The sequence below is a fragment of the Reinekea sp. genome, assembly GCF_046710285.1.
Taxonomy (GTDB): Bacteria; Pseudomonadota; Gammaproteobacteria; order Pseudomonadales; family Natronospirillaceae; genus Reinekea.
The window spans coordinates 40,124-51,454 of record NZ_JBKEGY010000028.1 but is presented as its reverse complement, the minus strand read 5'-3'; the positions used below and the strand labels follow the sequence as shown (position 1 = coordinate 51,454).

General features: G+C 45.5%; 9 protein-coding genes. 2 read left to right on the top strand and 7 right to left on the bottom strand.

What is annotated here, in order from left to right; all coding sequences use genetic code 11:
• Nucleotides 1-765 (top strand): glycogen synthase (locus ACI882_RS15720; protein ID WP_411748543.1); only part of this gene is annotated, 765 nt, incomplete at its 5' end.
• A gap of 70 nt (nt 766-835) precedes the next feature.
• Here ACI882_RS15720 and ACI882_RS15715 read toward each other — a convergent pair.
• From ACI882_RS15715 to guaB, 4 genes are all read right to left on the bottom strand, one after another.
• Entirely contained in the window at nt 836-2,014 is a 1,179-nt protein-coding gene (locus ACI882_RS15715; RefSeq protein ID WP_411743383.1) for an MFS transporter, read from the bottom strand.
• 61 nt (nt 2,015-2,075) lie between these two features.
• Nucleotides 2,076-2,588, bottom strand: coding sequence for a tRNA adenosine(34) deaminase TadA (tadA, locus tag ACI882_RS15710; RefSeq protein WP_411743384.1), 513 nt, complete (start codon nt 2,586-2,588; stop codon nt 2,076-2,078).
• A 55-nt stretch (nt 2,589-2,643) separates the two neighbouring features.
• Complete coding sequence (guaA, locus tag ACI882_RS15705) at nt 2,644-4,221, bottom strand: glutamine-hydrolyzing GMP synthase (protein ID WP_411743385.1); 1,578 nt, start codon at nt 4,219-4,221, stop codon at nt 2,644-2,646.
• A 92-nt stretch (nt 4,222-4,313) separates the two neighbouring features.
• Nucleotides 4,314-5,783 carry an IMP dehydrogenase gene (gene guaB / locus ACI882_RS15700; protein WP_411743386.1) on the bottom strand — a complete coding sequence of 490 codons (1,470 nt, stop codon included), beginning with the start codon at nt 5,781-5,783 and terminating at the stop codon, nt 4,314-4,316.
• Nucleotides 5,784-5,968: 185 nt separating this feature from the next.
• Here guaB and xseA point away from each other — a divergent pair, with 185 nt between their 5' ends.
• Nucleotides 5,969-7,309, top strand: a complete 1,341-nt coding sequence (gene xseA, locus ACI882_RS15695; protein WP_411743387.1) for an exodeoxyribonuclease VII large subunit — start codon at nt 5,969-5,971, stop codon at nt 7,307-7,309.
• A 658-nt stretch (nt 7,310-7,967) separates the two neighbouring features.
• Here the strand turns inward: xseA and der are convergent.
• From der to ACI882_RS15680, 3 genes are all read right to left on the bottom strand, one after another.
• Nucleotides 7,968-9,359, bottom strand: coding sequence for a ribosome biogenesis GTPase Der (der, locus tag ACI882_RS15690; RefSeq protein ID WP_411743388.1), 1,392 nt, complete (start codon nt 9,357-9,359; stop codon nt 7,968-7,970).
• A gap of 97 nt (nt 9,360-9,456) precedes the next feature.
• Complete coding sequence (locus tag ACI882_RS15685) at nt 9,457-10,599, bottom strand: PQQ-binding-like beta-propeller repeat protein (protein WP_411743389.1); 1,143 nt, start codon at nt 10,597-10,599, stop codon at nt 9,457-9,459.
• Nucleotides 10,600-10,607: 8 nt separating this feature from the next.
• Nucleotides 10,608-11,240 carry a YfgM family protein gene (locus ACI882_RS15680; RefSeq protein WP_411743390.1) on the bottom strand — a complete coding sequence of 211 codons (633 nt, stop codon included), beginning with the start codon at nt 11,238-11,240 and terminating at the stop codon, nt 10,608-10,610.
• Nucleotides 11,241-11,331: the final 91 nt, after the last annotated feature.

Genomic DNA, 11,331 nt, shown 5'->3' with positions numbered 1-11,331 from the left:
CAGCAACTCGACCAATTAACAGGCATCCTAAACGGCTGTGATTATAGCCAATGGGACCCTGAAAACGACCCATGGCTGGCACACCATTACGCGAGCCCTGAAGATTCCGGTAAGGCTGAAAATAAGGCTGCACTTCAAAAAGAGTTAAATTTACCTATCAGCTCTGAAATTCCTTTATTAGTCACGATTTGTCGATTAGTTGAGCAAAAAGGGATTCAACTTATGATCCCAATGCTCTGGCAGCTTATGCGCGTCGCTGAATGTCAGGTAGCAATATTGGGCTCGGGAGATAAAAAATTGGCGGCTGCTCTAAATGAGTTGCATGCGCACTACCCTGAACGTATTCGATTTATCGAAGGTTATGATGTTGGCCTATCTCATCGAATGGAAGCAGGTGGTGATGCGTTTTTAATGCCGTCTGTCTTTGAACCTTGCGGCTTAAACCAAATTTATAGCTTACGGTACGGCACCTTACCCTTAGTTCGTAACACGGGCGGTTTGAAAGATTCCGTTACGCGATTGTCTGCTTCTCAGCGTAATATTAAATCAGCCAACGGCTTCGCTTTTGATGAAATAGATGACAAGGCGTTTTTGCAAGAGACACTACGAATGCTTAACGTTTACACCAACAAACCTAAGCTCTGGAAACAAATGCAAGCAAACGCCATGGCTTTACGGTTTGATTGGGAAAGCGCAACTAAGAAATATGAAAAACTATACCTCTCTACGTTAAAAAAACCAAAGAGAAGCCATCCACTGCTTTAAAGCTAACATTAAAAAAGGCACTTAACATTAAGTGCCTTTTTGTTTATCGGTCGAGCCAACCCACTTTATGTTATTTTTTTAGGTTATCTTCATCTTTAAAGCCAAACCAGGTTAACAACGTAGCAAGCAACGCCCAGCCTGCGCCCTGTAAAAATACCATGCCGCCACCACTCCAAAAAAATCCGGCCAAAATGTTACCCATCGACAAGCCAAAGCCGGTACCAATGGCCACATACAAGCCTTGCCCAAGGCCAGCTTTACTGGCTGGGAATAGATGTCCAATTCGATGAATGGCGACAGAATGCACCACGCCAAACGTCGCAGCGTGCAATGTCTGCGCAAACAATATCACTATGAATGACTCCGGCATAGCATAAGTCATAAACCAACGAAGCACGGTTAATGCTAACGCAACGGTCATTAGGCTGCGTTCACTAAAACGTTTAAAGAAGCTGGCAACGAAGAAAAACACACCAATTTCACACATTGCGCCAAAGCTGATCAAGAAGCCAATCGTGCTGGCTTTGTAGTCGAATCGTTGTAAATAAATATCAAAGAAGGTGTTGTAGGGCGCCATGCCAAATTGCCAAAATACAATCACTGCCAATAAAATTGCAACCTGAGTCCAATTCACAGTGAATTGGCTGGCACTGTGCGCATCGTCGGCACGCTGTTCTTTAGTTTTACGGGGTTTTTCTTTAATGAGGAAAGTTGACAGGAACATCAATACTGTCAAACAGACGCCAATAATAGGTAGGATTTTAACAGAATAAGTTGTCAACATTATGCCCAACACCCAGACACTGCCGACAAAACCCGCACTGCCCCATAAACGGATTTGACCATAGCGGCTTTTTTCACTGCCCAGTACATCGAGTGCTATCGCCTCCATTTGCGGTAAAACCGCACTTAGCGAGGTGCCTAGCAGACCAAAAACAAATAAGAAGTACCAAAAGCCTTCGCCATACAAAGTAGCCGCATACAACAACCCAACCGCTATGTAGCCAACCCGAATAAAGATCATGCGTCGGCCAAGGAGATCGGAAAAATAGCTGAACAAGAAGGGGGCAAACATATTCACCCCGGTCACTACGGCTGCAACAATACTGACATCTTGCTCAGTTAAGCCCTGTGCCAACAAGAAACGGCCCAAGTACGGTAAAAACACTCCCCACAACGTGAAGAAAAAGAGGTACATCGGGGATAATCGAAATGACTTTTGCTTAAACGATAATGAATTGTTATTCAATGAAACCTCAACTTATACATCAGAAAATACACAAAATAGAATTCGAGCATGACTCAAAACGTTAGAGGTTGGTTTTTTGAGCTTTCTTTTGCGCCCGCCGATCTGCAAAGAAATCGGACATCACTTGAGCGCAGCTTTCAGCTAAAACCCCTTCGATAACGCGAAAGCGATGGTTAAAGTGTGATTGCTCATTAATATTAAGCGCAGAGCACACCGCCCCTGCTTTGGGCTCTCTCGCACCAAAAACTAGCTGTTCAATACGACTATGAACAAGCAAGCCGGCGCACATTGTACAGGGTTCAATGGTGACATAAAGTGAAGAATTGACCAATCGGTGATTTTTTTGCGATTTTGCAGCCGCTCGTATTGCGACCATTTCTGCGTGGGCACTTGGGTCATTGGTAGAAATTGTTTGATTATAGCCTTCACCCACAATTTCATCAGCAATGACCACAACAGCACCGATTGGCACTTCGCCAATGCTGGCGGCTTGCTTGGCTAGCTCTAGCGCCCTTAGCATGTAGAATTCGTGTTGATTTATCACGGTTTCCTCACCGAGCGCAATACTAAACATCCAACCTTGTTCAGCCCCTTTAAGCGACTGAACAAAGTTGATTGAAGAATGGGCTTTATTCCCACTCAATAGTGGCTGGCGGTTTACCAGAAATATCGTAAACCACGCGCGAAACACCTTTGATTTCATTAATGATCCGGTTACTAACCCGACCTAACAGCTCATAAGGCAAATGAGCCCAATGCGCAGTCATGAAATCAATGGTCTCAACAGCACGTATACCAATAACCCATTCGTAGCGACGAGCATCACCAACCACCCCCACAGACTTAACTGGGATAAAAACAGCAAAGGCTTGTGAGGTTTTGTGATACCAATCGGCCTTATGTAATTCATCCATAAAGATGGCATCAGCAAGGCGTAGAATATCGGCATACTCTTCTTTAACTTCACCTAAAATACGTACACCTAACCCCGGTCCCGGGAACGGATGGCGGTAAACCATATCGTAAGGTAAGCCGAGCTCTAGTCCAATTTTACGAACTTCGTCTTTAAACAATTCACGCAATGGCTCAACAAGCGACATTTTCATGTCATCTGGTAACCCACCGACGTTATGGTGTGACTTAATAACGTGTGCTTTGCCTGTATTAGACGCAGCCGATTCGATAACGTCAGGGTAAATTGTCCCTTGCGCTAAGAAATCAACATCGGTAATTTTTTTGGCTTCTTCATCAAAGACATTAATGAACTCATGACCAATAATTTTACGTTTAGCTTCTGGGTCAGCTTCGCCTTTTAATGCATTCAAGAAACGTTCTTGAGCATTGGCGCGAATCACTTTAACGCCCATGTTATCGGCAAACAGCTTCATTACCTGATCGCCTTCGTTTAAGCGCAGTAAGCCGTTATCAACAAACACACAGGTAAGCTGATCGCCAATGGCTTTATGTAGTAATGCCGCGACAACTGACGAATCAACCCCGCCCGATAAACCCAATAACACTTTACGATCACCAACCTGTAGGCGAACTTTTTCAATTTGGTCTTCAATGATATTCGCTGGCGTCCAAAGCGCATCACAATCAGCAAGTGTGCGTACAAAACGCTCTAATATTTCAAGACCTTGCAAGGTATGGGTCACTTCTGGGTGAAACTGAACACCATAGAATTTCTTGTCATCATTCGCCATCGCGGCAATTGGGCAACTAGGCGTAGAGGCCATTAATTCAAAACCAGCTGGCAGCTTAGATACTTTATCGCCGTGGCTCATCCAAACATCAAGGAAAGATTCACCATTGGTTTCACGATCATTTAACTGCGCTAACAGCTTGCCGTTTGGCTCAACTTTAACTTCTGCATAGCCAAACTCTTGCTCATTAGAGGTACTAACCGCACCACCTAATTGCTCTGCCATGGTTTGCATGCCGTAGCAAATACCCAAAACTGGAATGCCTAAGTTAAAAACCAACTCAGGCGCGCGCGGGCTGTTTGCTTCACCGACGGACTCGGGACCGCCCGATAAAATAATTCCTTTGGCACCAAAGTCATTAATATCTTGGTCTGAAATATCGTAAGGACGAATTTCACAAAAAACGCCAAGTTCGCGAACTCGACGGGCAATAAGTTGCGTGTACTGCGAACCGAAATCCAAAATCAGTATTTTATGTGAATGGATATTTACTGGGTTCATAACCTAACCTTTTAATAGAGGGCTAAATAACAATAGGCCACATCGAATAAGATGTGGCACTAATTAAAGTTTAATCAATAACAAGGTTTACTTTAACCCATACGATAGTTTGGTGCTTCTTTAGTCACTTGAATATCGTGAACATGCGATTCAGTCATGCCAGCACCGGTAATCTGTACGAATTCAGGCTTAGTGCGCATTTCTTCGATTGTTTTGCAGCCGGTGTAGCCCATAGAGGCTCTTAAACCACCCATCATTTGGTGAATTACAGAGTAAATGGGGCCTTTTACCGCAATACGGCCTTCAACACCTTCCGGTACCAGCTTTTCAACACCACTTTCAACGGTTTGGAAATAGCGATCACTTGAACCTTGTGATTGAGACATGGCGCCCATTGAGCCCATACCACGGTAATTTTTATAAGCTCTACCTTGAAACAGTTCAACTTCACCAGGAGACTCATCGGTACCGGCAAACATTCCGCCGGCCATAATACAGGATGCACCCGCCACAATGGCTTTTGAAATATCACCTGAATAGCGAATACCGCCATCTGCGATTAATGGAATATCGTACTCTGCCAACGCCGCTGATACGTTCGCAATGGCGGTGATTTGAGGAACGCCAACTCCGGCAACAATACGTGTGGTACAAATTGAACCTGGGCCAATACCGACTTTAACGCCATCGGCTCCTGCATCGGCGAGGGCTTTTGCTGCCGCACCGGTAGCAATATTGCCACCAATAACATCGACCTGCGGGAAGTTCTCTTTAACCCAACGGACGCGATCTATAACGCCTTTGCTGTGACCGTGTGCGGTATCAACAATAATAACGTCTACACCGGCATTAACTAGGGCTTCAACTCGGTCTGCAGTATCGGCACCCGTACCCACAGCCGCGCCGCAACGTAATCGACCAAACTCATCTTTACAGGCAAGCGGGTAAGATTTTGCTTTATTGATGTCTTTAACGGTCATCATGCCGGTTAACTTAAATGAATCATCAACCACCAAGACTTTTTCAATTCTGTGTTCGTGCAATAGGTTACGAACTTTAGACTGGCTTTCGCCTTCTTTAACGGTCACTAATTTATCTTTTACCGTCATGATGCTTGAGACTAAGGCATCAAGATTCTTTTCAAAACGCACATCTCGGCTAGTCACAATGCCAACAAGATCATCGCCAGATGTAACCGGTACACCAGAAAAACTATGTTCTGATGTTAAAGCGATAAGTTCGCGAATGGTCGCATCTGGAGAAATGGTAACAGGATCACGAACCACACCTGATTCGAATTTTTTAACCAACCGTACTTGATGTGCTTGCTGCTCAGGTGTCATGTTCTTATGAATAATACCAATACCACCCTCTTGCGCCATAGCAATGGCTAAGCGAGCTTCAGTAACTGTATCCATGGCAGCAGAAGCCAAGGGCATATTCAGCATAATGTTGCGGCTAAGGCGGGTTTTTAGGTTAACTTCTTTTGGCAGTACTTCTGAATATCCAGGTACTAATAATACGTCATCGTATGTTAAGGCAGATTGGGCAATGCGCAACATCTTTTGTTTCCCTCAAATGTGGAGTGGAACAGTTGGGACTCAGCTTTGATGTCTGAATCAAGTTGGCGGCGCATTATAACTATTTTTGGCAAAACGCAAAGCTTTATGGCATTATCTTGCACTTCTATACCGTGCCTTTTCGCGGGTCAAATAAAATCCGTTGCGATGATTGCGAAAATTACCCCATGAGTCAGTACCAACCTAGTGCCCCACTAACCGTTTTTCAACTAAACCGCCAAGTAAAACAATTACTTGAAAGCCAGTACCCAATGGTGCCGGTTCAAGGTGAAATATCGACCTTAAGCAAACCCGCCTCAGGCCACATTTACTTTACTTTAAAAGACAGCCAAGCCCAAATTCGCTGCGCCATGTTTAAAGGTTCGCTGGCAAAAAACACCTACAAACCTGTGGCAGGTGATGAAGTCTTAGTTTACGGGCGGCTCAGCCTGTACGAAGGCCGAGGTGATTATCAGCTTATCGTCAGCTCAATGCAGCCCAGAGGCGAAGGTGCCCTGCAAGCGGCTTTTTTTCAGCTAAAAGAAAAACTCAGTAAAGAAGGTTTATTTGATCTTGCGGTTAAAAAGTCACTGCCACCGGTCATTCGAACAGTCGGCTTAGTTACCTCGTCAACCGGCGCAGCGTTACACGACGTCATCAGCGTACTAAATCGCCGCTTTCCACTCATCAAACTCATCTTGTACCCATCACAGGTGCAAGGCGCAGAAGCAACGGCCACTATCGTCAACGCCATTGAAACCGCAAACCGCCGCAATGAAGTCGATGTTTTGGTCGTAGGTCGCGGTGGTGGGTCGCTAGAAGACCTCTGGTGTTTCAACACCGAAGCCGTCGCTCGCGCTATTTACGCCTCTAACCTCCCAGTTATTTCAGCCGTTGGCCATGAAGTAGACACCTCTATTTCAGACTATGTCGCCGATGTAAGAGCCGCTACGCCATCGCAAGCCGCAGAAATGGTCAGCCCAGATCAGTTTGAATTAATGCAACGCTTTGACTTAATAGAGCAGCGCCTAAAGCAGCTGATGCCGTTCATTATAGGCCAGCAAAGCAAAGCCCTAGATCAACTGCGTAAACGGCTGAGAAGCCCATTGAGCATCGTCAGTGGCTGGCGTACCGCCTTAGATAAGCTAAGCAACCAACATCACAGCGCCATTAATCGCCAAATCAAGCAAAAATCAGAACGGCTCACCGTGCTAGAAAGCCGCCTAAACCGAGCCAGCCCAGCGTTAAAAATAGCCGCTGACCAAAAGCAATTAATCACCACAGTGAAACGCTTAAACCAAGCCGCCCTTTCCAGCTTACAACCCAAGCAGTCCCGCTTTGCCCAACTGCTAGCGAAGCTAAACCTACTTTCACCACTTTCAACCCTAGAGCGCGGCTACTCAATCACCCTATCCGCAAATAGCACCGTAATTACAGACGCCTCTGAAGTTAAAACCGGCGATCAACTAGAAACCCGCCTACAAAACGGCACCCTAACCTCAACAGTCACCAAGATAACTAACACATAAAAAACGCCAAGATTACCTCTAAAGCGCCTCAATTCGCGAGTAATACCTGAGTTGAGGTGCTGTAAAACTAGGGCGTTCATTGGCATGGATGCCAATGACGAGCCCCCATGGACGGGTTTACGGCGCACCTATTTTTACAGCACCTCAACTCAGAAAAGCCACCAAGCCACAGACAACCCAAGAACTGAAGTGGCTTTATACTTGAAGCTCAAAAAAAAACCAACAGGCACAAAAAAAGCGCCAAGATTATCCCAAAGGCGCTTCTAGTCAAACGTTATAGCTGAGCTGAGGTGCTGTAAAATTAGGGCGTTCATTGGCATGGATGTCAATGACGAGCCCCCATGGACGGGTTTACGGCGTCCCTAGTTTTACAGCACCTCAGCTCAGAAAAGCCACCAAACTGCAGACAATCCAAGAACTGAAGTGGCTTTATACTTGAAGCTCAAAAAAAACCAACAGACAAAAAAAAGCGCCAAGATTATCCCAAAGGCGCTTCTAGTCAAACGTTATAGCTGAGCTGAGGTGCTGTAAAACTAGGGCGTTCATTGGCATGGATGCCAATGACGAGCCCCCATGGACGGTTTTACGGCGCCCTATTTTTACAGAACCTCAGCTCAGAAAAGCCACCAAACTAAAGGCAACTTTACTGCAGAAGAGGCTACTTACTGTAACGACCCTTCTTCTTACGATCTTTTTCTGTGGTCTTAATGGCACGACGGCCTTTCGATTCATCATCGTATGGGTTTTCGCCGACTTTGAATTCGAAACGAATCGGCGTACCGCGTACTTTTAGGGCCTTACGGAAGGCGTTTTCTAAGTAACGCTTATAACTGCCTGGCAATTTGTCTAACTTGTTACCGTGAATCACCACGCGTGGCGGGTTTGATCCACCTTGGTGAGCAAAACGTAACTTAATACGGCGACCGCCGATCATTGGCGGCTGATGCATTTCAACAACGCCCTGCATGATGCTGGTTAGCTGATTAGTGCTCCACTTAGCGCGTGCACCCGTGTAAGCCGTATCGATAGATTCATATAAGTGACCAACGTTGGTGCCGTGTAAGGCAGAGATAAAGTGCATGTCGGCCCAATCCATGAACGGCATTTTACGGTCAATGGCTTCTTTGACTTTGTCTTTCATGTACGGGTCTAAGCCATCCCACTTATTGATGGCAATGACCATAGCGCGACCAGAATCTAGCGCGAAACCAAGCATGTGCATGTCTTGGTCAACAAGCCCTGTTTGGGCATCTACTACAAGCACCACAACGTTAGCGTCTTGAATGGCTTGCAAGGTTTTCACGATCGAGAATTTTTCGACCGCTTCTTTAATGTTTTTACGACGACGTACACCGGCGGTATCAATAATGGTGTATTTTTTCTCAAAACGTTCAAAGGGAATATAGATAGAATCCATAGTTGTGCCGGGTTGGTCAAACACCACCACCCGCTCTTCACCAAGCATTCTATTCACCAATGTCGATTTACCCACGTTCGGACGGCCAATAATCGCCATACGAATGGAATCATCAGTCATCGGGTCAATGCGTTCTTCATCGTCTGGAAAGGCTTCTAAAACGCTTTCAAGTAACGATAAAACCCCCCGGTTATGAGAAGCCGCAATCGGAATAGGCTCGCCTAACCCCATCTCATGGAAGTCAGCAATGGCAACATCAGGGTCGCGCCCATCTGTCTTATTAACAACCAACCATATTTTTTTATTTTGCTTACGCAAATGCTCAGCCAAAAAGGCATCGGCACCGGTTAAACCGGTTACGCCGTCAACTAAAAACAATACCGCGTCTGCTTCAGCGATAGCGGCAAAGCTTTGCTCAGCCATAGCCGCGTCTAATCCTTCTTCAAAGCCACTGACACCGCCGGTATCGATAACAATAAACGGACGGTCTTCCAATTTACCGTCACCGTATTTGCGGTCACGGGTCAGACCGGAAAAGTCGGCCACCAACGCATCTCTCGATCGAGTGAAACGATTAAATAGTGTCGATTTTCCAACGTTGGGGCGACCAACAAGTGCAATTACAGGTGTCATTTTTTGAACAGTCTCAGTGGGTGTAAATATAGGCTAACTTTAGTTGAAGATTTAGATCAAGCAATGATTGGCGAAAATTAAGCATTTCGCCAATCATTTAGTTAATCGTGACGTACTTTATACGGCTACTATAGCCTTGCAAAAGCACACCAGATTCAAAAGGTACGGGGTAACTGTTGGAGCCCTGCCAATCAATATGACGGGACCCTAACCATTCTCCAGTTTGATTATCGAGAACATGTAAATAGCCTTCGATGTCGGAAGCGATTAAGTACTGACCTAGCACCACTACATCGCTTATTTGACGATATTCAAAATCACTGTTGACCCAAGCTTGCGCTAGAGTATTGGTTTCTAAGGCAACAATGTGGCTGTTATCTAGAACGCCATACACATTAGGGCCATTTATGGCGACCGCACGATACGAGGAAAACGGCTTGTTTGCGACCATAGCGCCGTTTTCAGGGTTAATAATAACCAAGCCACCTTGGTAACCCGTTACCACTAATAAACCATCTATCATGGTGACTTTTGAATCCACATCGACCAAGCGGCTGATTTCGGTTTTACCTGTTGCTTTGGCAATACGGTATTCCCAAACTAAACTGCCATTGAGCGAATTTAGCGCGATGAACTTACCGTTAGCTAAACCCGTCACTAAAATATCACCTTGCTGGGTTGGCACTAACATCGGTTGTGCCGTGCCAGTCAACGTTAAGGCTGGTTCAGCGTCTTGGTAGCTCCACAATAATCGGCCTGTTAAACGCTCTAATGCGGTTATGCGGCCATCAATTGTTTGTACAAAAACTCGGTCGTTCGAAATAACCGCGGCTCGGGTGGCTAGTGATTTAATTGGCGTTGACCACAAGGCCTTAAATGAACCATTGAAGGCATGCGCAACACCTTTACTGTCTAGCGCTATGCGAAATTCATCGGTCATGGCGAGAGGGGCGGTAATAGTTTGCCCAACTGAAATTCGGCTAACTTCGGTACCCTGCCCATTTAACTCAACAATATCACCATCGGCTAACGGTACAAACACACGACCGCCGTGCACAGCAGGCGCTAACTGCCCAAACTGGTTCTTTTTAGTTTCATCACCCAGAACTTGCCACCATTGAACATTAACATCAACCGCAGACGGTAGGGTTTCTGGTAACACAGCGGCCTGTTCTCTTAACGATTGTGAAGAGCAAGCAGTGAGGACTATCAATAGGCTTAAACTAACCAGTTTTTGCATCAATTTCATTACTCAGCAACAGCCAGGTCATTTAATTTAACTTCTAAATAAGGGTTATTAATACCCTGATCAGCACTGAAATCTAGCGCTGACTGATAGGCATCACGTGCACCAGATTCATCGCCTTGCGCTAGTAAAACATCACCTTTTAGTTCAAAGCTCAGTGCTTGATGACCGTCTCCGGCGATAGCATTCAAACTCGCCAATGCGGCATCGTTTTGCCCTAGCTCAAATTGCACCAGTGCTTTGCGATAGCTAATAACAGCCTGGAGTGATTCATCGGCGTTATCTGCAGACCAATTTAAAGCAACCAAGGCTGCATCGTAGTCTTGTGCTTCAACTAAATCTTTTGCTTCAAACAAAGCGGCCATAACTGCATAGCCTAAATCGCTGTAGTCAGATTTTAACGCACTGATCATGCTTGCACGATCGTCCAAATCACCATCTGGTGACGATATATTGACCAATAAACGATCATATAACTTAGACGCTTCTTCTTTATGGTTTATTTGATCCGCTTGGTACCAATTCCAGCCAACAAAGGCAAAAATAAACACAAGGACACTGGCTATAACCCAGTTCGCATTTGCGCTCCACCAGGATTTAATGGCTTCTATCTGTTCTTGATCGGTATCGTACACGCTATTACTCCGTCACACCGAGAGTCTCGGTTAAATAATAATCCATACGTGAGGCTTTTATTCACTAAATAAAAAACACCTAACGTATCAA